Raw genomic sequence first — 22327 nt, 5'->3', positions numbered from 1 at the left:
TCGCCTTTCGCCCTTGGGCCTTAAAGCCCGAATTTATCGCGCGGTTTCGCCGGGTCGACCCAATCGCCAAGTCGTTCGCTAAGGCCGTCCAGATCCTCCGGCATCTGAATCTCGAGCGTGACCAGCTGGTCGCCGCGTGCAGGCTTGCCATCCTTGCCGCTGCCGCTTTTCCTGGTCCAGCCCTTGCCGGAAAGCCGCATCACCGTGCCGCCATTTGCGCCCGGCTTCAAGGTGAGCATGACCGGGCCATCGACGGTCGGGCATTTGACCTTGCCGCCCTTGACCGCTTCGTCGAGGGTGATCGGCAGGTCCATTCGGATATTGTCGCCATCGCGGCGGAAGAAGGGATGCGGGCCAATCTCGACCATGACGATCCCGTCGCCCTTGCCGCCCGGCCCATCGTGTCCCTTGCCCTTCAATCGCATCTGCGTGCCGTCCTCGACACCGGCGGGCAGCTTGAGATTGATCGCCTTGCCATCGGCGAGCGTAATGCGCTGGTCGCGCCCTGTCGCTGCATCGACGAAGGGAACCGCGAGGCGATACTGGATATCCGCGCCGCGCTTTGGCGGCGGGGTCGGGCGGCCACCGAAGCCACTGCGCCGAGGGGGCGGTTCATTCTGGCGAGCGCGGGTTCCAAAAAGCCCTTCGAACAGGTCGCCAAGGTCCATGTCCTCGTTGCCGAAGCCGCCAAACTCCTGATCGCGATATCCGCCGCGCGCGGCCCCCGCTCCATATGAGCCGCCATAGGCACCGCCGCGCGAAAAGCCGCCAGCGCGCCCGCCGCCCATGCCTGCAAACGGGTTCATCGGGTTGCCTTCGGCGTCGATTTCGCCGCGATCGAACTGGGCGCGCTTGTCCTTGTCCGAAAGCAGATCATACGCCTTGGTCGCCTGAGAAAACTTCTCGGCGGCTTTCGGGTTGTCCGTATTGCGGTCGGGATGGAATTCCTTGGCGAGCTTGCGATACGCGCTCTTGATCTCTTTTTCAGACGCAGTGCGCGCCACGCCAAGGGTGGAATATGGATCGGACATCGTGTGTTAGCTAGGTGATACGGTTTGCAGGTGCAAGCGAGAGGTTGGAATTGGAGAAGATGTTCGTCTTTCCTACTCGCAGGAACGTAGATAGCTGAAGTTAAATGTGGATGCGCGCGACATATTGCAATCCGGGCGAAGGTGACACTTTTCGCTGGCAAAGTAACACTTTGCGGCTTTTCCCCCTGGACCGTGTAACATGCGGTCCACTTCTCAAGTAAGGTGCTGAAATCAATGGGAACTTCCGAAACGCTCAATCAGGCGCAACTGGCCGATAGCGTGATCCCCGCAGGCGCGGACCCCTATGCGCTGTTCGATGAGTGGTTTGCCGAGGCAAAGGCCAGCGAGCCCAACGATCCCAATGCGATGGCGCTTGCGACCGCGACGCCTGATGGCAGGCCGTCGGTGCGCATGGTGCTGTTGAAAGGGCACGGCGCGGACGAGGCGCCCGGTGGCGGCTTCACCTTCTTCACCAATGCCCAGAGCCGCAAGGGCGGGGAGATTCGCGCCAACATGCATGCAAGCCTGCTGTTCCACTGGAAGAGCCTGCGCCGCCAGATCCGCATCGAAGGGCCACTGGTCGAGGTGACACCGGAGCGCGCCGACGCCTACTTCCACTCGCGCCCTTACAAAAGCCAGGTCGGCAGCGCGGCGAGCGACCAGTCGCGCCCGCTGCCCGAGCGGCAGGACTACCTCGACCGGGTTCAGGAATTGTGGGGAAAGCACGAACAGGAAGGCAAGGTTCCGCGCCCCGATCACTGGACTGGCTTCACGCTGCGGCCTGAGGCCATCGAGTTCTGGATCGACCGCGACAACCGCCTTCACGACCGCCGCCGGTTCACGCTTGAAGGCGCAGGCGACGCGCTCAAATGGGCTGACACGCTCCTCTATCCGTGAGACCTCTATGACTCAATCGATCCCCTACTGGCACGTCGATGCCTTCAGCGCGAAGCCGTTTGGCGGCAACCAGGCCGCAGTGATGGTGATGGACGAATGGCTGCCTGACGAGATGCTTGTGGCGATTGGGGGCGAGAACCTGTTCGCCGAGACAGCATTCGTCATTCCCGATGCCAGCGGAGAGGCCGACTGGGAGCTGCGCTGGTGCACGCCGACTTACGAGATCGCGCTGTGCGGCCATGCGACGCTGGCGAGCGGACATGTGCTGCTCTCCCATCATGAATGGGGGAAGGGCAGGGATCGCGTGACCTTCCGCACGCGCAAATCCGGCGTCCTCGAAGTAAGGCGCGATGGCGTGGCCGATGGCGGGGGCTATGCGCTCGCCCTCCCGGCCATCGCGACCGAACCTGCCGAGCATCCGGACGCTGCCGCGCTGATGGGGACTGAGCCGCAGAGCATTCACCGATCCGAGCTTGGCTACAACATCATGCTCTACCGCAACGAGGCGGAAGTGCGCGCGCTTACCCCCGACAATCGCGGGTTGGAGAAGTTGGGCGCGGATCAGTTCATCGCTACTGCACCGGGCGAGAAGAGTGACATTGCAAGCCGCGTCTTCGTGCCGGGTGGAGGGGTCGATGAGGACAGTGTGACCGGCTCTGCCCACGCAGCGCTCACGCCCTACTGGGCGGCGAAACTGGGCCGCAATGCCTTCACCGCGCATCAGGCAAGCGAGCGCGGAGGCGATCTGACACTCAGGCTGGAAGGCGAGCGCGCATGGCTTGGCGGGCCGTGTGTGACAGTGGTGGAAGGCCGCTTCCTGCTGTGAAGCGTTACCTCACTGGATACAGCGCCATGACGTCTGCGGCCTCTTGCAGCATTCGCGGGCGCTCTTCGCTGGTCGAGTGGCCAAGGCGAACGACGGTCAACCGCTGTTCGGGTGAGACGAGCACGTACTGGCCCATATGTCCGATCAGCGAGAACATGCTCGCCGGTGCGCGGTCGGGGAACAAAGGATGCGGCCATTCAAGGTCGGGCTCGGGCCGGTTGAGCCAGATCTGGTAGCCGTAATGCTCGGAAACCGGGCTCGGCGTCAGCATCGCCTCGACCCAGCGGCGCGGGACGAGCTGCTCACCGCTCGGCGCCTGACCGCCAGCGCGCAGGAACTCGCCAAAGGCAGCGTAATCGCGCGCCGATGCGTGCATCAGGCTGCCGCCGATGAGCGTGCCCGACGCATCGAACTCGGGCACGATGGAGGACATGCCGAGCGGGGCGAACAGACGCTGCTGCAGGTAGGACGCAACCGCCTCGCGCCGGGCGGCAGGCTCATCGCTGGTCGTCAGAGCGCGCGCCGCAATGTCAGCGAGGATGACGGTGGTGTTGGACGAATACTCGAACCGCTCACCGGGCTCCGCTTCGAGCGGCTGCTCCTTCGCCCAGCGCGCCATATCATCGCGCCCGTCGAGGAACAGCATCCGCACTTCCGAGCTCTCATAGGGCGGATCGCCTGCCTCGGTGTGGCGCAATCCGGCGCGCATCTGGAGGAGGTGGCGAAGCGTGATGTCAGAGCGCGGATCGCCGCTGCGCTGCCACATGGGAACGGGCGCAGGCTCATCGACGCTGAGCAGCCCATCGGCAACCAGCATCCCGATCAGCACGGCAGTCACTGTCTTCGCCATCGACCAGCTGATGTGACGGGTCTCCTCGTCGTAGCCTTCAGCATATCGCTCGGCCGCCAGCTTGCCGTCGGCATAGACCAGCACCGCGCGAGTCTCGCCAAGCCCCTCCTTGGTGAAGAGCTCGTCCACCGCGCGGGCCAACTGATCCTTGGGAGCGCCCGCATCGTCGGTGACGGCGGCGAGCGCTTCGTCGGTCAGCGGGGGCAATTCGGCAGGCGGTGCCTCGCCACATGAAACGAGCACTGGAATGCAGACGAGGGCGGCGATAGAGGAAGCGAAACGCGTGATCATGGTCACGCTCAATCGAACAAGGGTCGGGACAAAGCAATGGCAAATCGCGGGGCAAATTCAGGAGCGAAACGATCGCTCGCAGCGCGAGTTGTGCTTTGGCTGCTCGTGCTGGCCGCGATCGGCGTTGCTGCGGCTGTCTGGGCCAACCGTGCGCCGATCGAAGGCTATGCCAAGGTCGGCACGTCCTATGCCGCGCGGGTCGCGTGTTCGTGCCGCTTCGTCGCCGGACGCAGCCTTGAGGATTGCGAGAAGGACAAGCTGGGAGGCATGGAGCTGGTCTCACTCAGCGATGATGCCGATGCGCGCAGCGTCACGGCGAGCTTCCCCTTGGTGACAGCCAACACCGCCACTTACCGCGAAGGCTATGGCTGCGTGCTTGAAGAGTGGGACAGTTAAGACGCGACTGAAGTGGTCGCGTCGATCCAGCCGCCGCCGATGACGCGCTCACCGGCATAGATCACCGCCGCCTGACCCGGAGCAACGCCGAATTCGGGCTGGTCGAAGCGCATCGTCACCGTCGCGCCTTCGCCCAGATCGCCTTCGATCGTCACGGGCACCGGCTTGGCAAGGCTGCGGACCTTGGCAGTCAGCTGCGCGCCTTCCGGGATTGCGCCGATGCGGTTGGTCTCGATCACTTCCGCGCTCTCGATCCCGAGCATGCGCTTTGGCCCGACACGCACCTCGCGCGATGCGGCGTCCAGCGAGATGACATAAAGCGGCTCTGGCTGACCGCCGATCTCCAGCCCTTTGCGCTGGCCGACCGTATAATGGATGATGCCCTTGTGCTCGCCCAGCGTCTCGCCGGTCGCGGCATGGACGATGGCACCGGGCACGCCGCCTTCGGGGCGCAGCTTCTTCACGATACCGGCATAATTGCCGTCGGGCACGAAGCAGATGTCCTGACTGTCAGGCTTTGCGGCGTTGCGCAGGCCAGCGGCCTCGGCCAGCTCGCGCACCTGGGACTTGGGCAGACCGCCTAGCGGAAAGCGGATATAGTCGAGCTGCTCCTGCGTGGTCGCATACAGGAAGTAGGACTGGTCGCGGCCCGGATCATTGGCGCGGTAGAGGTGCGGTCCGCGGCCATCTTCCTTGGCGGCTTCGACCCGGCGGACATAGTGCCCGGTCGCAAGGCAATCCGCGCCCAGCTCGCGCGCCATGCGGAACAGGTCGGTGAACTTGGGCCCCATGTTGCAGCGGATGCAGGGGACCGGCGTGCGGCCTGCGAGATACTCGTCGGCGAACTGCTCGACCACGTCTTCACGAAAGGCACTTTCATGGTCGAAGACATAATGCGCGATGCCCAGCCGGTCAGAAACAGCGCGCGCATCGGCGATGTCGTCGCCCGCGCAGCATGCGCCCTTGCGACCCGTTGCAGCGCCATAATCATAGAGCTGTAGCGTGATGCCGATCACTTCCGCTCCGGTGTCGGCAGCAAGCGCTGCGACCACGGACGAATCGACCCCGCCGCTCATCGCGACCACGATCCGGCACTGGGACGCAGGGCGCGGCAGATCGAATAGGGCGGCCGTGTCCAGCCCGAACGGGCTGGCGGTTTCAAGAGCGGTGTCAGTCGTCATGATTGGCGCGCCATATAGGGATAAGCGCCCCGGATCGCCAGTCTCGCTGGTCGCAGATGAGATTGACTGGTTGCTCAGAGCGTCGGCGTTCTTCCTAAGCATTGGTAAAGGCGGGTTTTACCTGATCTTGACGACCGGTGCCTATAGCCATCTGCATGTTCGAGAATGCACAGCCAATTCAACATCCAGGCGAAGAGCGATTCGCGCGGGGCCAGGCGGGAGAATCCGCCCTTGGCACCGACGCGCTTCGCGTGCTGGACTGGAACGAGCTGACCGCCCGGCTCAACGCTGCGCGCGACGTTCGCCATGTCCTGAGGCGCGATGCGTCACGCAGTATCGAGGCGTCCGCAAACTGTTTTGCCGATGCGGCTGCTCGCTATTTTCGGACTAAGGAAGAGGGGGAACGAGACGTTAACCATGTTGCTTTAGAGCAAAGCAAAGGCTCGCCCGGCATTGTCCCCGAAAGTCAGGGGGTTCCGGCATATCAAGGGCTTGAAAACCAAGACCAAGTAAATCCGGGGCAAGCTGCAACTGGCGATGCGAGAGAAGATTGATGATTGAGAACCAGGACATCCGCCCGGCACAGGTGATTGGCCCTCTTGGCGAGCCGTTGACGATCGACGACCTCCCTTCGCCCACCACCAAACGCTGGGTCGTTCGCCGCAAGGCGGAAGTGGTCGCAGCGGTCAATGGCGGCTTGCTGACCATCGACGAAGTGCTTGAGCGCTACGGCCTCACGCTGGAAGAATTCGCCTCGTGGCAGCGCGCGGTGGACCGTTCGGGCATGCAGGGTCTGCGCGTGACCCGTATCCAGCACTATCGAGACCTCTACGAGCGCCAGCTCAAGTACTGACGCCAGGCGAACTATCGCCTCCCGCCAGCTTTAATCCGGAACCAACCCGACAGCCCCTTGTTTGAGTGCCAAGGGCCATTGCAGCTATAGCAATGCGCACTGCACCAAAATGGAGGAAAGAATGGGTTGGATTATTGCACTTATCGTAGGCGGTGTTGCCGGTTGGCTGGCGAGCCTAGTCATGAATCGCGATGCCTCGATGGGTATCTTCTGGAACATCGTCGTGGGCTGCATCGGCTCGGTGATTGGCAACCTGATCGCAGGCCCGCTGCTCGGCATCAGCGGCAGCGTGCAGGAGTTTTCGATCATCGGTCTGGTCGTCGCGGTCATCGGAGCGATTGTCCTACTGGGCGTCATGAACCTTATCCAGCGTGGCCGGGTGCGCTAAACGCCTGACAACACGAAAAAGTAGCGATAAGGCGGTGCGACAGCGATGTCGCGCCGCCTTTCTCGTGTTGGGAATCGCGATAGGTCTTTCGTCTAGGCTTAAAGTCATCAGTCGATGCGCGCATTGCCCTTCGCACCCCCATGATTAAGAGGGATTGCGAAGGGTGACTTATATGTATAACACACTCGGGCCGAGCAATCCGGTCAAAAAAGAGCCACCCGCATAAGGGAAGTATAATGAATTACGCGACCACGATCACAGCCGAGGCGCAGGACGATATCCCCGCCGATGTCGCGACCCGGCATGGTCTCAGGCGGTCCAATTCGCTGACCCGCACGCTGCTGATCGCAGGGGGCGGACTGTTTGCATTGCTGCTCGCTATTGCGGCCTATTTCGCGCTTCAGGGCGGCGAGCCCGCCGCGATGGCGGACGATAACGACCAAGCGCCGGTGGTCACGGTGGTCACTCCCGGACGCACCAGTGTCGACGGCACAATCGAAGCGCCCGGCACACTCGCCGCACGTCGCCCGATGCCGGTTGGCGTCGTTGGTGAGGGCGGACAGGTCCTGTCGGTCCGTGTCGATGCCGGCGACTGGGTCCAGCAAGGTCAGGTGCTCGCCGTCATTGATCGCTCCGTTCAGACGCAGCAGGCCGCCGCGCAGGCAGCTCAGATCGATGTTGCGCGTGCAGACGCGAAGCTTGCCCAGTCGAACCTCGACCGCGCTCTGCAACTGGTTGAACGCGGCTTCATTTCTCAGGCCGAAATCGACCGGCTCACCGCCACGCGCGATTCTGCAGTGGCTAGGATCAAGGTCGCCGAAGCTCAGCTTGCCGAACTGCGTGCCCGCAACGCCCGCCTGAATGTGATCGCACCGGCAACCGGCTACGTGCTTGAACGTAATGTCGAGCCTGGGCAGACTGTCACCGGCGGCGCACCTGCCCTGTTCGTGATCGCGCGCGGGGGAGAGTTCGAGCTTCTTGCGCAGCTGAGCGAAAGCCAGCTTGCAGGGCTTTCGCAAGGCGTGTCGGCGAGCGTCGTACCGACCGGGTCCGACAAGACCTTCGAGGGGCAGATCTGGCAGCTTTCGCCCACTATCGACCAACAGAGCCGCCAGGGCACCGCCCGTATCGCGCTGCCCTATGCGCCCGAGCTGCGGCCCGGTGGCTTTGCGACAGCCAGCATTCGCAGCGGCTCGCTTGAAGCGACCATCCTTCCGCAGAGCGCGGTTCTCGCCGATGACGAGGGCAGCTTCGTCTATGTCATCGACGAAGAGAACAAGGCCGTTCGCACTGCGGTAAAGACCGGCATGACCACGCCGCAGGGCATCGCGATCACCGAGGGCCTGTCGGGCACCGAACGGGTCGTCCTGAGCGCTGGCGGATTCCTTAATCCGGGCGAAGTCGTCAAACCTCGCAAGGGTGGCGACGAAGAATGATAAGCCGCGCCGCCCGTCCTCTCGTACCTCGTCCGAAGGGCAATCGCGCGGCCCTGCATGAAGCTGAATTGGCAGAAACGATATGAACTTTCGCAATCTCTCGGCCTGGTCGATCCGCAACCCGGTGATCCCGCTTGTGATGTTCACCGCGCTTCTGCTCGCCGGTATCGTCAGCTTCAGCCGCATGGATGTCACCAACAATCCCGACGTCGAATTTCCCGCCGTCAATGTGAACATCGCCCAGCCCGGCGCCGCGCCGACCGAGATCGAGAACCAGATCACCCAGCGCGTTGAAAGCGCGCTGCGGTCGATCAATGGCGTGAACTCGATCCAGTCGACCGCGAGCGAGGGCAATTCGAGCACTTTCGTCGAGTTCGAAGTCGGCACCGACATTATCGAAGCGGTCAATGAGGTCGAAACCGCCGTCAACGGCGTCCGCGCAAGCTTGCCCGATGGCATCCTCGAGCCGCGCATCGGCAAGGTCGACGTGACCGGCGATGCGATCGGTTATGTCGCGGTCGAAGCCGACGACATGACGATTGAGGAACTCAGCTGGTTCATCGACGACACAGTCGCAAAGCGGCTGCTCCAGATCGAAGGCATGGCCGAGGTCGGCCGTTTCGGCGGGGTCGATCGCGAAATCGAGGTCATTCTCGACCCTGCAAAGATGCAGGCGCTTGGCGTAACGGCATCGCAGATCAACGGCGTGCTGCGCAGCGAAAACCTCGATGCGGCGGGCGGCCTTGCGGAGGTTGGCGGCACGCGCCAGTCGCTGCGCGTCCTTGGCAACAATGACAGCGCATTCGAGCTCTCCCAGCGTCAGATTCAGCTGGGCGGCGGACGCACGATCCGCTTGTCCGACGTAGCAACCGTGCGTGACGGATTTGGTGAGCGCAGCTCGATCAGCGAAGTCGCGGACCGCGAAGTCGTGAACTTCTACATGAACCGCGGGCGCGGTTTCTCTGACCTTGCCGTCTATGAAGCTGCGGTCGAGGAAATGGACAAGATCGAGGCGGAAACAGACGGCGTCCGCTTCATTCGCATGTTCACCAGCACCAAGTACACCGAAGACCAGTACAAGAGCTCGATCTCTGCGCTGATCGAAGGCGCTGTTCTCGCCATCGTGGTCGTCTTCCTGTTTTTGCGCGATTGGCGCGCCACCTTCATCAGTGCGGTTGCGATCCCGCTCTCAGCGATCCCGACCTTCTTCTTCATGGACCTGATGGGCTTCAACCTGAACTTCCTCTCGCTGCTCGCGCTTGCGCTGGTAGCTGGCGTTCTGGTCGATGACGCGATTGTGGAGATCGAGAACATCGTGCGCCACATGCGCATGGGCAAAACGGCTTACCAGGCGAGTATCGATGCCGCCGACGAAATCGGCCTGCCGGTGGTCGCGACCAGCTTCTGTATCGTTGCCGTCTTCCTGCCCGTTGGCCTGATGCCGGGTATTTCGGGCCAGTTCTTCCAGAACTTCGGTCTGACCGTGGTGGTCGCGGTGCTCATGTCGCTGGCGGTCGCTCGCATGGTGACGCCGTTGATGGCGGCATATTTCCTCAAGGCGAAAGGCCACGGCGCTCACGGCGAAGGCCCGATGATGGACCGCTATATGGCGGTGCTGGGCTGGACGCTTGACCGGGGCAAGATGCGCAGCCGCCGCGAAGGGCTCGAAAGCCCGCGCAACCGCTGGCTCTATTCGATCGGGTTGGTCGCAACCGTGCTGATGTTACTCGGTGTGAGCGGAGCGATGCTTTTCTTCAGCTCAGGGCTTCTCAGCGGTCTTGAAATTCCCACTCGCGCGGCTGAGGCGTTTTCGGACGACACGAACTCGACGCTGTACAAGTTCGTAGCCAAGATTTTCGAGGTCGTGCTCGTACTATTCGCATCGGTTCTTGCGGTGGCCGCAGGGCTTTTCTGGTTCAAGCTTATCGAAGTCCTGGGCACTTTGGGCGGCGCGTTCGGTCGCGGGGTCAAGTGGATGACGGCGCGCTTCTACGATCACCGCGTATGGATGCTGGGCGTCGGCTGGTTCTCTTTCCTCGTGACGATCCTGCTTTTCGGCCAGATCCCGGCAGCGTTTCAGCCAACCATCGACGATGAAAACTCGACCGTCGAAATCGAAATGGTCCCCGGCACCACGCTGGCAACCACCAAGGGTGTGTCCGACCGCGTCGATGCGTTGCTGCGCGAACAGCCCGATGTGGAGCGTACCCTGCAGCGCATTCGCGTTGGCAATTCGACCATCTTCATCAAGCTTCGGGAAGACCGCGAATTGAGCTCGATCGAGTTCGAGCGCAACCTTGCGCCGCAACTGGCGCAGATTGCCGATGCCCGCGTCCGGTTCCGTTCGCAAAGCGGTGGCTTTGGATCTGGCCGAGACCTTACCGTCATGCTCGCCGGGTCCGATCCCGAATTGCTCGAACAGACGGCAGCAACGCTGGTTGAACAGATGCGCGGCCTCGACACGCTGGTCGCACCGCGGATCAGCGCCGACCTCAACCGGCCTGAAATCATCATCACCCCGCGCGAACAGATCGCTGCCGAACTCGGCGTAAGCACGGTTGCGCTATCGCAGACGATCCGCATCGCGACCTTGGGCGAGATCGAGCAGAACGCTGCCCGCTTCTCGCTATCGGATCGCCAGATTCCGATCCGCGTAAAGCTTTCCGAAGACGCGCGGGGCGAGTTTGCGACGATCGAAAACCTGCCCGTTCCAACTGCGAATGGCGGCACCGTTCCGCTCTCACGCGTGGCTGAAATCTCCTTCGGCTCAGGCCCGACCGCGATCCAGCGCTACAACCAGAACCGCCGCGTTCTGGTGGGAGCCGATCTTGCCTCCGGCGTTATCAAGGGCGAGGCGCAGGTCGAAGTCGATGAGCTGCCTATCCTGCAAAGCCTGCCGACCGGTGTGATCCGCGATGTCGTGGGTGAGGATGTCTGGCAGCAGGAGCTTCAGCAGAACCTCGTGATTGCCATCATAGCCGGCGTTCTTCTGGTCTTTGCCTGCCTTGTGCTGCTCTACAAGCGTCTGATGAGCCCTCTCGTCAACATGACTTCGCTCGCGCTCGCACCGCTTGGCGGGATCCTTCTGGTCTGGCTGTCGGGCTTTGCGCAGTCGATGCCGGTCTATATCGGCATCCTGCTGTTGCTCGGCATTGTTTCGAAGAACTCCATCCTGCTGATCGACTTCGCGATCGAGGAGATGGAGCGCGGAACCGAGAAGCTCGAAGCCATCATGGAAGCAGGGCACAAGCGTGCACAGCCAATCGTGATGACGACGGTTGCGATGACCGCCGGGATGGTCCCGGTTGCGCTTTCACTGAGCGGCGATGGTGCCTGGCGTCAGCCGATGGGCGTTGTCGTCATCGGCGGGCTCATCATGTCGACCCTGTTGACGCTGGTGATTGTCCCGGCAGGCTTCAGCCTTGCCGACGGTTTCGAGCGCCGCGCCGGTCCGTGGCTGCGCGAACGCCTGCTGACCTACAAGCCCGGCGACGACGGCAAGGGCGTGCCTCAGGAGCATGGGGCGCCCCGGCCTGATCTGCCTTTCCCCGGCCAGCACCGCCCGGGAGCAGAGCCTGCCGAGTAATCGCCAGATAGCTCTTGAGGGCGTGGCATCCCGCGCTCTTTCGGGTTAAGAGCCGCGCACGATGGCAAGCACACCGCGTCCTATACCCTTGATGTTTGGCGGAGAACCGCTGAGCGCCGACCGCGCGCGCCGGATGCGCTGGACGGCGACCGGGCTGCTGCTGGCAATGGCGGTGCTGTTCTTTTCGACCCACGCCCTTGCGGTGACGGGCCATCCGGCCTGGGGCTACGTCAACGCCTTTGCCGAAGCAGCGATGGTGGGCGGACTTGCCGACTGGTTCGCAGTAACCGCCCTCTTCCGTCACCCGCTCGGCCTGCCAATCGCGCACACCGCGATCATCCCATCCAACAAGGATCGCATCGCGGACACGATGGCGCAGTTCCTTCAGGAGAACTTCCTGACGCCCGCCGTGGTCGCAAGGCGAATGGCCGGGATGAACGTGGCGAAAGCGGTCGGGGACTTCCTCGTGGAAAGTCCGGATCGCAATGGCGAAGACACGCGATCGCGCATCACCGGCGGCGCGGCAGAATTGCTCGCTGAAGTGCTCGAATCGCTCGACCCGGACAGGCTCGGCAATCAGGTGCGTTCGGGGCTTGGCGCGCAATTGGCAAAGCTCGAGGTATCCCCGCTCGCCGGACGGATGCTCGAAAACGCGATGACCGACAATCGGCACCTGCCGCTCATCAACGGGCTGATCCGCTGGGCTGGCCTGACGCTTGAGGATAACGAGGACACGGTTCGCGAGATCATTCACAACCGCGTGGCCGGTGTGCTGCGCTGGGCCGGGCTAGACAAGACGATTTCGGGCAATGTGCTCGATGGCCTCTACAAGCTTCTGGCCGAGGTGCTGGTCGATCCCGACCACCCCTTGCGCGGCAAGATGGAAGAAGGCCTCGAAAAGCTGGCTCAGGACCTCCAGCATGATCTGGAGACCCGCGCGCGCGTTGAGGACATGAAGCGCGACCTGCTCGAAAATCCGGCTGTGGCCGAATGGTGGCTGGGCGTCTGGGAGCGTATTCGCCAGTCGCTTATCCGCCGTGCGCGTGATCCTGACAGCGAGCTGGGCGCGGAGATGCGCAATGGCCTTGCCGACCTTGGTGCAGCGCTCAAACAGGATCATCGCCTGCAGGTCCAGATCAACCGCTTCGCTCGCCGCACGCTGGTCGGCATCGCAACGCGTTATGGCGGGGAGATCGTCACGCTCGTTTCGGAAACGGTGAAGCGCTGGGATGCGACGACCATCACCGGCCGCATCGAAAGCGCGGTCGGCCGCGACCTCCAGTTCATCCGCATCAACGGCACGCTTGTCGGCGGGCTCGTCGGGATGACGCTGCACTTTATTGTGGGATTTTTGTAGGCGGCCAGAAGGTGGGTGCTAGATGACTATGCTGCTCTCGCGCCACGCCTCCGTTGTGCACCAGTCACGTTGAGTCTCATTCTCACGACATCTTTCGAAGCCGCGTATTCATCTGAGGCGTCAGCAATACTTAATCCGTTTGTTACTATTCTAAGTGCGGCCTCTTCTGAAATCAGCAAAGCCGGACCGAGCCATTTTGCCTCTGCTTCTGCAAGGTCGTCGTAATGTCGCTGTCCATCAATCCACGCAAATGCGGAGGGATCGTGACGCAACAAGACGTGCGCCAATTCATGCGCAAGATCAGCGGCTTGACGTTTCTTCGAGACGAATGTGCTTTGTACGACGAATGCCGTGGGGCCCTCGAAGAACGTGACGGCAGAAAAGGGAATCCCACTATCGTTAGGCTCCAGAGGCGCTAACTGCTCGCCGGACAACAGGTCTTTCGCCAAGTAAACTGGCACTTCTAGATATTTCGCGAGCTTCCAAGGACATAAGGGCGCAGCAGGATTCAAGCCCATCTCCAAGCGCAAATCACGCGCCCACGCATTAGCCTCTGTTTTGAAGCCCCATCTGAGCGCCGTCTTTGCCACTACGCCCCTTCGCGGAAATGCTTGTAGGCTTCTCGCACCAATGCTTCCAACGCCACTTTCCCACTTTCTGATAGATTTGGGTCAGCTCTGAAAAGTGCAAGTGCTTCGTTCATCGGTTTTCGCGCCGGACGTGACGCTTCATCCAAAACAAAGCGATTAGCATCTAAACGAGCCCATCGACATAGGGCCGATAACGTGTCGACGTCCGGTTTTCGTCCTTGCGCGATGCGAGTAAAAGTAGAAGCGCTTACCCCGGCGGCATCGGCCGCCTTCTTCCAGGTCAAGCCCTTCTCAGTTCGATGTAGGTCGAGCTGTTCAAAAAACTGAACGTTGTCGAACCCACTTGTTGGATTCCCCTCTTGCAATGCAATTTCACCTATGCAATTTATCTGTTATTGCGAGATAGCAATCGAGTCGCAACTTTGCAACGAGGTAAGTATGGCAGGCAAGAATCAATACGTAGTAAGAAGTGGCGAAGGCTGGGGTGTCCGAGGCGAAGGCAATGGCCGGCTTAGTCGGGCATTTGACACTCAAGCCGAAGCTATCAGTTATGGCCGCGACAGAGCAATGAGCGAGGGCGCCGAACTTCGAATTCAGGGCCGAGACGCTCGTTTTCGCGAAGCATGGAGCTACGGCAACGACCCCCACCCGCCGAAGGGATGACCAATGATCAAGTTCGAAATGAAGTATGGTGGCCGGACATACCGGTCACAAAAGGACCTCGCGAGAGCAATGGAGCGCGACATGAAGTCGGCAGCAGAACGCGAGATAAAGTCCTTGGCTAGGCGATCTGGACTTAACATCAAGAGCACTTCGAGAGGGATCGAAGTTGAAGGGAGTCCGGACGCCCTAGCGCGCTTCAAGCGGGGACTTAGGTGAAGACCCCCAGTAGCTCGCGGGTCTTCACCTTCATTCCTTAGATTGCTTACAACGCGTCCGTCACTTCCGGAACGGCGTTGAAGAGGTCCGCAACCAGGCCAATGTCCGCGACCTGGAAGATCGGCGCGTCCTCGTCCTTGTTGATGGCGATGATGACCTTGGAATCCTTCATGCCGGCGAGGTGCTGGATTGCGCCCGAAATGCCGATCGCGATGTAGACTTCCGGTGCCACGATCTTGCCGGTCTGGCCGACCTGATAGTCATTCGGGACATAACCCGCATCGACCGCCGCGCGCGAAGCGCCGATGGCCGCGCCGAGCTTGTCGGCGAGCGGATTGATGATCTGCTCGAAGGTTTCGCCGTCCTTGAGCGCGCGGCCACCCGAAACGATGACCTTTGCGCTGGTCAGTTCGGGGCGGTCGCCGCCATCGGCGACTTCGCGGCTGACGAAGCTGGAGATGCCAGCATCGCCCGGACCTGCGACATCTTCGACCGACGCCGATCCACCTTCAGCGGCGGCCTTTTCAAAGGCCGTACCGCGCACGGTAATGACGAGCTTCGGGTCGCTTGATTCGACGGTGGCGATTGCGTTGCCTGCGTAGATCGGACGGGTGAAGGTCTTGGGGCCTTCGACCGAGAGGATGTCCGAAATCTGCATCACGTCGAGCATGGCAGCCACGCGCGGGGCGATGTTCTTGCCCGATGTGGTCGCAGGCGCGAGGAATGCATCGTAGCCTTCCATGATGCCAGCCACCAGCGGAGCGACGTTTTCAGCGAGGCCTTCGCCATAGGCGGCATTGTCGGCCTTGAGGACCTTCGAAACGCCGGCAATCTTGGCAGCAGCTTCGGCAGCGCCAGCACAATTGCTGCCAGCGACCAGAGCGGTCACGTCGCCGAGCTTGCCCGCAGCGGTAACCACTGCAAGCGTCGCGTCGCCCACAGAAGTGTTGTCGTGTTCGACCAGAACCAGAGTGTTCATTGTGTCTATCCTTCTCCTTAGCCGGGCCGCTTAAGCGATCCCCAGCTCCTTGATCTTGGCGACGAGCGCGGCGACGTCTTCGACTTTTTCACCGGCCTGGCGAACCGGCGGCTCGCTGACATTGGTGGTGGTAAGGCGCGGTGCGATGTCGACGCCGTAGTCGGCAGGCGACTTGGTATCGAGCGGCTTCTTCTTCGCTTTCATGATGTTCGGCAGCGAAGCGTAACGCGGCTCGTTCAGGCGAAGATCGGTGGTGACGATCGCTGGCGTGGTCAGCTTGACCGTTTCAAGGCCGCCGTCGACCTCACGCTTCACGATGACGCTGTCGCCGTCGACTTCGACGGTGTTCGCAAAGGTACCCTGCGGGCGACCCATGAGAGCTGCGAGCATCTGGCCGGTCTGGTTGCTGTCGTCGCTGATCGACTGCTTGCCGAGGAGCACGAGGCCTGGCTGTTCTTCGTCAGCGATGGCCTTGAGGATCTTGGCAACGGCGAGCGGCTCGACCTCTTCATCGGTCTCAACGAGGATCGCGCGGTCAGCACCCATGGCGAGCGCGGTGCGCAGCGTTTCCTGCGCCTTTGCCGGGCCAACCGAAACTGCCACGATTTCCTCAGCCTTGCCCGCTTCCTTGATGCGGATCGCTTCTTCGACAGCGATCTCGTCAAACGGGTTCATGCTCATCTTCACGTTGGCGAGGTCCACGCCCGAACCATCAGGCTTCACGCGTGGCTTCACGTTGTAGTCGATCACCCGCTTGACGGGGACGAGGATTTTCATGGCAGTTCCTTCCTGTCGTATAATCTTGGGCACGCCCTAGCTTGCGTTTACGTAAACGTCAAGTTGGGCGGGCCGGTCCATAGGGGCCATGCAAGGCATGTTTGTGCGCCGTCTGCCTTGCCAATCCCTGCCGCCCTCGTCCATCATCTTTCGTGCAAGTAAGGGAGGCAAAACATGAAACCTTTGTGGACCGGACTGCTCGCGATTCTGGCATTTGGCGGCGCCCTGCCGCTCGCCGCTCAGGAAACGCGTGTGGGGGAGGAGGGGTTCCAGTCTCCGCCCGCGACGCTTGACCGGATGGACTGGCTGATCGGCCAGTGGGTTGGCGATGGAATCGGCGGCGCGCCTGCGCTCGAAAGCTGGCTGCCCCCGACCGGCGGCACGATGGTCGGCACATTCGTTCAGCAGAACGAGGATGGCGCGATCCAATTTACCGAACATCTCTATCTTATGGAGGAAGAAGGCACGCTCGTTTTGCGCCTCAAGCATTTCAATGCCGACCTCACCGGGTGGGAGGAGAAGGATGGCATGCTGACTTTTCGCCTCGTCGCGATTGAGGATTGCGCGGCGTATTTTCATGGGCTCACACTGCGCTGCACCGATCCGACGAAGCCCGGCGAAGGTCTCGTAGCGGCGGTCAGGATGCAGAGCGGGAACGAGTTGCTCTTTATTTTAGAGCCGATGGACTAATCGCCGCGAGCACCAAACTCTGCGGCGAGCTGTGGGAATGCTTCCGGCGACGGAAACTCCTCGTAGCTGTGAGGCGCACCGATGAGCGCCCAGGCGAAAGCCCGCGAGGTGTAGATTTCGACAAAGGGCGGCGCTGCGGGCGGGTCGTCCAGCATCGTGGTGCGCACATTCACCACTTCGGCCCCTGGTGGCTGGGTGAAAAGCCAGCTCTTGCAGCGATCACAGTAGTGGTGCCGCACCTCGCCGTGAAGCGCACCGATGACGGTTTCCCCCTCGGTCACGGCGAAGGCCGATTTTGCGTAGACCCCTGTCACCGAATAGGCGCTGCCGGTTAGCCTGCGACAGCCGGTGCAATGGCATGCGAGTGTCATAACGGGCGGCGCGGAGAGCTCGAACTGAACTGCGCCGCAAAGGCACCGCCCGGTCGAGGTCTCCGCAGCACCCATCGATTACGCCGCCTGCTTGACCTCTGCGACGATTTTCTTCGCCGCGTCGCCCAGATCGTCCGCCGGTACAATCGGCAGGCCGGAATTGGCGAGGATTTCCTTGCCCTTTTCGACGTTGGTGCCTTCGAGGCGCACGACCAGCGGAACGGAAAGGTTCACGTCCTTGGCTGCCTGCACGATGCCATCGGCGATCACGTCGCACTTCATGATGCCGCCGAAGATGTTGACGAGGATGCCTTCGACCGCCGGATCCTTGAGGATGATCTTGAACGCCGCCGTTACCTTCTCGGTGGTCGCGCCGCCGCCCACGTCGAGGAAGTTTGCCGGGAACGCGCCGTTCAGCTTGATGATGTCCATCGTCGCCATGGCAAGGCCCGCGCCGTTGACCATGCAGCCGATGTTTCCATCCAGCTTGATGTAGGCGAGGTCGTATTCGCTCGCTTCGACTTCTGCGGGATCTTCCTCGGTCTCGTCGCGCATCTCTTCGATGGCGGGGTGGCGATAAAGCGCGTTGGAATCGAAACTCATCTTTGCATCGAGCACCAGCAGCTTGTCGTCTTCAGTCTGAACCAGCGGATTGATCTCGAGCATCGACGAATCGGTCGCGACGAAAGCTTCGTAAAGCTGTTTTGCGAGCTTCTGCGCCTGCTTGTTGAGGTCGCCGGTCAGTTTGAGGCCGAATGCAACCGCGCGGCCGTGGTGAGGCATGAAGCCCTGAGCCGGGTCGATGGTGATGGTGGTGATCTTTTCAGGCGTGTCGTGCGCGACCGCTTCGATGTCCATGCCGCCTTCGGTCGAGACGACCATGGCGACGCGGCCACTCGCGCGGTCGACCAGCAGCGAGAAGTAGAATTCCTTCGCAATATCGACGCCGTCGGTGACGTACAGGCGATTGACCTGCTTGCCCTCGACACCGGTCTGCACGGTCACGAGGGTGTTGCCGAGCATTTCCTTCGCGTTGGCTTCGACTTCCTCGATGCTCTTGGCGAGGCGAACGCCGCCTTTCGCGTCCTCGGGCAGCTCCTTGAACTTGCCCTTGCCGCGTCCGCCGGCGTGGATCTGCGCCTTGACCACGTAAAGCGGTCCGGGCAGCTGCTTGGCTGCGGCAACGGCTTCTTCGACGCTGAGCGCCGCGTGCCCGTCAGGAACGGCGATTCCATGTTCCTTGAGCAGTTCCTTGGCCTGATATTCGTGGACGTTCATGAGCGCGTGATCCCTTTTGACTCGTATCGGTGTGGGGGAGGAGGTTCTTGCGCAGCGCATAAGCATGGATTGGAGCACTTGAAAAGTGCCCTCAGTGCCGTCACGAGGGCGCATCCTACGAAAGTCGCACAATGATTGATCAGGCAGCATTTCAAGACATCGTCCGCGAGGCGGGCCGCATCGCATTTGATCGCTGGCCTGGCGCCGGGAATGAGTGCGAAACATGGGAGAAATCGCCGGGCAATCCGGTCAGTGAAGCCGACCTTGCCGTCGATGCCTTCCTGCGCCGCGAACTGGGCAAGCTGTTGCCCGCCGCCGCGTGGCTGTCCGAGGAGACCGCAGACGACAAGATTCGCACGAGGAGCGATCTCATCTGGCTGGTCGATCCGATCGACGGAACGCGCGATTATGTTCGGGGCAGGACCGGATGGACCGTCTCGGTCGCGCTGATCAGTTCGGGCAAGCCGCTGATCGGAATGCTTTCAGCGCCAGCGCGCGAGGAAGAATGGTTCTCCTTTGCCGGACGCGGCTCGACCCTCAATGGCGCGCCACTTAAGGCCAGCACCCGCACGCAGTTTTCCGGGGCGCGCGTGCCGACAGACCAATTGCCGAGCGCCGATTCAGACCTCGTCGCGGTCGAGAAGCCCAATTCGATTGCGCTTCGGATCGCGATGGTGGCTGACGATCGCGCGGACCTTCTGGCGACGCTTCGCTGGGGGTTCGAATGGGATATTGCGGCTGCCACGCTGATCGCTCGTGAAGCAGGCGCGCAGGTTTCGGACGCGTTCGGAAATCCGCTTGCCTATAACAAGCATGACCCGCGCGATTTCGGCGTTCTGGTCAGCGCGCGCGGAATTCATTCCGCCGCTGTCGAAAGATTGGCCGACCGCGCAAGGGCGCTCAAATAGAAAGGGCGGCCCGCAAGGACCGCCCTCTCGCTACTTCGATTTGAAGCGAATTACTGCCCGCGGGCAGCGTTCACGTCATCCTGACTGATCGGAGTGATCTTGATCTCGACCCTGCGGTTCAGCGGCTCGTTCACGCCGTCGGCGGTCTTGATGCGCAGATAGTCATAGCTTTCGCCATAGCCGCGCGTTTCCATGCGGCTGCGGGCAACGCCTCGGCTCGCGAGATAATCTGCCACCGCCTGTGCGCGCTGTTCTGACAATCGCTGGTTCAGCGCATCCGAACCGGTCGTGTCGGTAAAGCCGTACACGTCGATCAGGCTGTTGGGATACTGGATCAGGCTGTTTGCGACCGAATCGAGCGAATCGTAAAAGCCCGGATTGATCGATGCAGAGCCGCTCGCGAAGGTGACGCCATCGGGCAGGCGGACGAGAATTGCGTCCTGGTCGCCGATTTCCTCGACATCCACCCCGGTGCCCTGGAGCTCTTCGTCAAGTTCGCGGATCTGGTCGTCGAATTGCTTGCCGACAACCGCGCCAGCCGAACCGCCGATGCCAGCGCCGATGATGCGGGCGGTGTTGCCGCCGATAACTCCGCCAAGCAGATAGCCGAGCGTGCCGCCGACACCAGCGCCGATTGCGGTGCGCGAGATCTTTTGCTCACCAGTGTTCGGGTCGGTGACACAGGCGCTCGTTCCGAGAAGTGCGACAGCTGCGATGGCGGAAAGAAGAATGCGTGATTTTTTCATTATAGTCCTCCAAGCGATGGATATTCCATGACCTAACAACAGGCGATCATCGGTGAGGTTCCATCCATTCGCCCATGCCCGCCCCGCGTTTGCGGCAAGCTGAATGCAAATGGTGCAATATTCAAGCTGAATGGCAGCGCTTGAAGCAAGGGACTGGAACAATGCGGCAATTGTGCTAGCGCTCACAGCGTGACACCGTTTCCCTGGTCAGACCTGATCTTCATCGCCGGGCTTATCTTGCTCAACGGCGTTTTCGCCATGTCCGAGCTCGCGATCGTCTCGGCCAAGACGAGCGCATTGCGAGCGCGCAGCGAAGACGGCTCGAAAGCGGCGCAGATTGCGATCCGGCTGGCGGAAGAGCCGGGTAAATTCCTGTCGACCGTTCAGATCGGTATCACGCTCATCGCAATCGTCACCGGCGCCCTGTCCGGCGCCAGTCTCGAAGCGCCCATCGGAGAGCGCATCGCACTGCTTGGTGTGCCGGAGGATACGGCGCGCCAGGTGGCTTTCATCGGCGTGATTGCGCTCACGACCTATTTCAGCGTTGTCGTGGGTGAGCTTGTGCCAAAGCAGCTTGCCCTGCGCGCCGCCGTCCCGATTGCGATTGTGATGGCGCGGCCCATGGATTTGCTCGCCCGGCTTGCCGCGCCGCTGGTCTGGTTGCTCGATACCTCATCAGCGGGGATTATCGCGCTGTTCGGCATTCGCACCAAGGGCCGCCCTTCGCTTACGGCGAAGGAACTGCAAATGATTTTCGCCGATGCGACGCGCTCTGGCGTGATCGAACAGGACCAGCATCAGATCCTCACCGGCGTCGTGCGCCTTGCCGAGAGGCCCGTGCGCGAATTGATGACCCCGCGCACCGAACTCGACTGGGTCGATGCCGACGCTCAGCCGCAACGCATCCTCGAAGTGATCGGCGAAAGCCCGCATTCGCTTTTGCCGGTCGCCGAAGGCTCGCCCGATGCAATCCTCGGGATCGTCAAGGTGCGCGAAGTGCTGGCGGCGCTCGTCGCGAATGAGCCGGTGTCGATCCGCTCAATGATGAAAAAGGCCGAAGTGGTCCCCGATCAGCTAGACGCGATGGATGCGCTGCGCGTCCTGCAATCGGCCGAGATCGCGATGGCGGTCGTGCATGACGAATACGGCCATTTCGAAGGCGTCGTGACGCCGGTTGATCTCTTGACCGCCATCGCAGGCACTTTCGTCAGCGATCAGGATCAGGGCGAGACGCCGCAGATCGTCGAGTGTTCGGACGGGTCGCTGCTGGTTTCCGGTTCGCTGTCGGCTGATGGGCTTGCAGACAGGCTGGGGCTCGAATACCCAGAAGACCGCGAATTCGGCACGGCTGCTGGATATGCTCTCTCGGTCATGAAGAAGCTGCCGCTCGAAGGCGAGAGCTTCACAGATCAGGGCTGGTGGTTCGAGATCGTCGATATGGACAACCGCCGGATCGACAAGATCCTCGTCCGCAAGGTCGATGACGAAGCCGACGCCGACTGACTGCAAGAGCGTTTCGCTGGCGTGTCGTGAGCAAGCGCGACTGCCCGTCGGCGGGTATCTAAGGCGATAGCTACCGGAACTTTGCCGGGATGGGCGGACCCAATCAGCCGGGAATCAGCGTCTGCGCGGTTGCGCCGTCACCTTCGGGTGCAGCGATGATGTCGCGCGTTACGCGGCCCTTGGCGACGGTGTTGGTGTCCGGATCGCCGATTTGCGAGCGAATGCTCGGCGCGGCCTGACCGGCACGGTCGAGAGCGCTGGTTTCGATCTCGCTGCGGGGTGCCGGACCGCCAAAGAGCGCTTCGAGAGCCTGTTCGGATGCCGTGCCCTCTGCAGGACGCGGTGCGCCTGGAGCCGGCGGGGTGAGCGAGAAGTCAGGCGGCACCACAAGCGGAGCCTGGCGCTGCACGGCGAACTCGTCCGGGCGGTCGCGGTTGAACACGCCGCCGCCGCCGCATGCAGCAAGCATTGCACAGCCCGAAGCGAGCAGGATGGCGGTTCTGAGGTTACGCAT

General features: G+C 61.8%; 24 protein-coding genes. 13 read left to right on the top strand and 11 right to left on the bottom strand.

Going from position 1 to position 22327, the window contains the following annotated elements; translation table 11 throughout:
- Positions 1 to 20: 20 nt before the first annotated feature.
- The gene (locus tag CD351_RS01715) at positions 21 to 1031 is read right to left on the bottom strand and encodes a DnaJ C-terminal domain-containing protein (protein WP_111991018.1); all 1011 of its coding nucleotides are present in this window, start codon (positions 1029 to 1031) and stop codon (positions 21 to 23) included.
- 234 nt (positions 1032 to 1265) lie between these two features.
- Between CD351_RS01715 and pdxH the strand changes: the two genes are divergently transcribed.
- Complete coding sequence (gene pdxH, locus CD351_RS01710) at positions 1266 to 1928, top strand: pyridoxamine 5'-phosphate oxidase (RefSeq protein WP_111991017.1); 663 nt, start codon at positions 1266 to 1268, stop codon at positions 1926 to 1928.
- 7 nt (positions 1929 to 1935) lie between these two features.
- On the top strand, positions 1936 to 2754 hold the full coding sequence (locus CD351_RS01705) for a PhzF family phenazine biosynthesis protein (RefSeq protein ID WP_111991016.1): 819 nt from the start codon (positions 1936 to 1938) through the stop codon (positions 2752 to 2754).
- Between the two features lie 4 nt (positions 2755 to 2758).
- Here CD351_RS01705 and CD351_RS01700 read toward each other — a convergent pair whose 3' ends face one another.
- Complete coding sequence (locus CD351_RS01700) at positions 2759 to 3895, bottom strand: serine hydrolase (protein WP_111991015.1); 1137 nt, start codon at positions 3893 to 3895, stop codon at positions 2759 to 2761.
- A 36-nt stretch (positions 3896 to 3931) separates the two neighbouring features.
- Between CD351_RS01700 and CD351_RS01695 the strand changes: the two genes are divergently transcribed.
- Positions 3932 to 4291 carry a hypothetical protein gene (locus tag CD351_RS01695; protein ID WP_174214226.1) on the top strand — a complete coding sequence of 120 codons (360 nt, stop codon included), beginning with the start codon at positions 3932 to 3934 and terminating at the stop codon, positions 4289 to 4291.
- Here CD351_RS01695 and mnmA read toward each other — a convergent pair.
- Positions 4288 to 5472 carry a tRNA 2-thiouridine(34) synthase MnmA gene (mnmA, locus tag CD351_RS01690; protein WP_111993533.1) on the bottom strand — a complete coding sequence of 395 codons (1185 nt, stop codon included), beginning with the start codon at positions 5470 to 5472 and terminating at the stop codon, positions 4288 to 4290. The genes CD351_RS01695 and mnmA overlap by 4 nt on opposite strands.
- Positions 5473 to 5627: 155 nt before the next feature.
- Between mnmA and CD351_RS01685 the strand changes: the two genes are divergently transcribed.
- From CD351_RS01685 to CD351_RS01660, 6 genes are all read left to right on the top strand, one after another.
- Positions 5628 to 6026 carry a hypothetical protein gene (locus CD351_RS01685; RefSeq protein ID WP_111991014.1) on the top strand — a complete coding sequence of 133 codons (399 nt, stop codon included), beginning with the start codon at positions 5628 to 5630 and terminating at the stop codon, positions 6024 to 6026.
- Positions 6026 to 6325: a DUF1153 domain-containing protein gene (locus CD351_RS01680; protein WP_111991013.1), complete on the top strand. Its 300-nt coding sequence runs from the start codon at positions 6026 to 6028 to the stop codon at positions 6323 to 6325. Before CD351_RS01685 ends, CD351_RS01680 begins: the two co-directional genes overlap by 1 nt.
- A gap of 121 nt (positions 6326 to 6446) precedes the next feature.
- Complete coding sequence (locus CD351_RS01675; protein ID WP_111993532.1) at positions 6447 to 6713, top strand: GlsB/YeaQ/YmgE family stress response membrane protein; 267 nt, start codon at positions 6447 to 6449, stop codon at positions 6711 to 6713.
- Between the two features lie 236 nt (positions 6714 to 6949).
- On the top strand, positions 6950 to 8149 hold the full coding sequence (locus CD351_RS01670) for an efflux RND transporter periplasmic adaptor subunit (RefSeq protein ID WP_111991012.1): 1200 nt from the start codon (positions 6950 to 6952) through the stop codon (positions 8147 to 8149).
- An 82-nt stretch (positions 8150 to 8231) separates the two neighbouring features.
- Entirely contained in the window at positions 8232 to 11735 is a 3504-nt protein-coding gene (locus tag CD351_RS01665; protein WP_111991011.1) for an efflux RND transporter permease subunit, read from the top strand.
- A gap of 91 nt (positions 11736 to 11826) precedes the next feature.
- Entirely contained in the window at positions 11827 to 13092 is a 1266-nt protein-coding gene (locus CD351_RS01660) for a DUF445 domain-containing protein (protein WP_111993531.1), read from the top strand.
- A 26-nt stretch (positions 13093 to 13118) separates the two neighbouring features.
- Here the strand turns inward: CD351_RS01660 and CD351_RS01655 are convergent, their stop codons facing one another.
- Together CD351_RS01655 and CD351_RS01650 are read right to left on the bottom strand one after the other, a co-directional pair.
- The gene (locus tag CD351_RS01655) at positions 13119 to 13682 is read right to left on the bottom strand and encodes an ImmA/IrrE family metallo-endopeptidase (protein ID WP_111991010.1); all 564 of its coding nucleotides are present in this window, start codon (positions 13680 to 13682) and stop codon (positions 13119 to 13121) included.
- Positions 13682 to 14047 (bottom strand): helix-turn-helix domain-containing protein, encoded by a 366-nt coding sequence (locus CD351_RS01650; protein WP_255413030.1) that lies wholly within the window; start codon positions 14045 to 14047, stop codon positions 13682 to 13684. Before CD351_RS01650 ends, CD351_RS01655 begins: the two co-directional genes overlap by 1 nt.
- A 13-nt stretch (positions 14048 to 14060) precedes the next feature.
- On the opposite strand from CD351_RS01650, the gene CD351_RS01645 reads away from it, so the two are divergent.
- Positions 14061 to 14345 carry a DUF2188 domain-containing protein gene (locus CD351_RS01645; protein ID WP_369880670.1) on the top strand — a complete coding sequence of 95 codons (285 nt, stop codon included), beginning with the start codon at positions 14061 to 14063 and terminating at the stop codon, positions 14343 to 14345.
- A gap of 262 nt (positions 14346 to 14607) precedes the next feature.
- On the opposite strand, the gene CD351_RS01640 is transcribed toward CD351_RS01645, so the two are convergent.
- Both CD351_RS01640 and CD351_RS01635 read right to left on the bottom strand, forming a co-directional pair.
- Positions 14608 to 15540 carry an electron transfer flavoprotein subunit alpha/FixB family protein gene (locus CD351_RS01640; RefSeq protein ID WP_111991007.1) on the bottom strand — a complete coding sequence of 311 codons (933 nt, stop codon included), beginning with the start codon at positions 15538 to 15540 and terminating at the stop codon, positions 14608 to 14610.
- Between the two features lie 30 nt (positions 15541 to 15570).
- Positions 15571 to 16317, bottom strand: a complete 747-nt coding sequence (locus CD351_RS01635) for an electron transfer flavoprotein subunit beta/FixA family protein (protein WP_111991006.1) — start codon at positions 16315 to 16317, stop codon at positions 15571 to 15573.
- Between the two features lie 174 nt (positions 16318 to 16491).
- Between CD351_RS01635 and CD351_RS01630 the strand changes: the two genes are divergently transcribed.
- Complete coding sequence (locus tag CD351_RS01630; protein ID WP_111991005.1) at positions 16492 to 17007, top strand: DUF6265 family protein; 516 nt, start codon at positions 16492 to 16494, stop codon at positions 17005 to 17007.
- Here CD351_RS01630 and CD351_RS01625 read toward each other — a convergent pair.
- The gene (locus CD351_RS01625; protein ID WP_111991004.1) at positions 17004 to 17453 is read right to left on the bottom strand and encodes a GFA family protein; all 450 of its coding nucleotides are present in this window, start codon (positions 17451 to 17453) and stop codon (positions 17004 to 17006) included. The genes CD351_RS01630 and CD351_RS01625 overlap by 4 nt on opposite strands.
- Before the next feature lie 3 nt (positions 17454 to 17456).
- Positions 17457 to 18656 carry an ADP-forming succinate--CoA ligase subunit beta gene (gene sucC, locus CD351_RS01620; RefSeq protein ID WP_111991003.1) on the bottom strand — a complete coding sequence of 400 codons (1200 nt, stop codon included), beginning with the start codon at positions 18654 to 18656 and terminating at the stop codon, positions 17457 to 17459.
- 131 nt (positions 18657 to 18787) lie between these two features.
- Between sucC and CD351_RS01615 the strand changes: the two genes are divergently transcribed.
- The gene (locus CD351_RS01615; protein ID WP_111991002.1) at positions 18788 to 19564 is read left to right on the top strand and encodes a 3'(2'),5'-bisphosphate nucleotidase CysQ; all 777 of its coding nucleotides are present in this window, start codon (positions 18788 to 18790) and stop codon (positions 19562 to 19564) included.
- A 50-nt stretch (positions 19565 to 19614) separates the two neighbouring features.
- Here the strand turns inward: CD351_RS01615 and CD351_RS01610 are convergent, their stop codons facing one another.
- The gene (locus CD351_RS01610; RefSeq protein WP_111991001.1) at positions 19615 to 20310 is read right to left on the bottom strand and encodes an OmpA family protein; all 696 of its coding nucleotides are present in this window, start codon (positions 20308 to 20310) and stop codon (positions 19615 to 19617) included.
- 189 nt (positions 20311 to 20499) lie between these two features.
- On the opposite strand from CD351_RS01610, the gene CD351_RS01605 reads away from it, so the two are divergent.
- A complete protein-coding gene (locus CD351_RS01605; protein WP_111991000.1) occupies positions 20500 to 21813 on the top strand; it encodes a hemolysin family protein in 1314 nt (437 codons plus the stop codon).
- Between the two features lie 103 nt (positions 21814 to 21916).
- On the opposite strand, the gene CD351_RS01600 is transcribed toward CD351_RS01605, so the two are convergent.
- Positions 21917 to 22327, bottom strand: a complete 411-nt coding sequence (locus CD351_RS01600; RefSeq protein WP_111990999.1) for a DUF3035 domain-containing protein — start codon at positions 22325 to 22327, stop codon at positions 21917 to 21919.

It is taken from the genome of Erythrobacter sp. KY5, from assembly GCF_003264115.1.
Classification (GTDB): Bacteria; Pseudomonadota; Alphaproteobacteria; order Sphingomonadales; family Sphingomonadaceae; genus Erythrobacter.
This window is presented reverse-complemented; position numbering and strand designations above follow the sequence as displayed.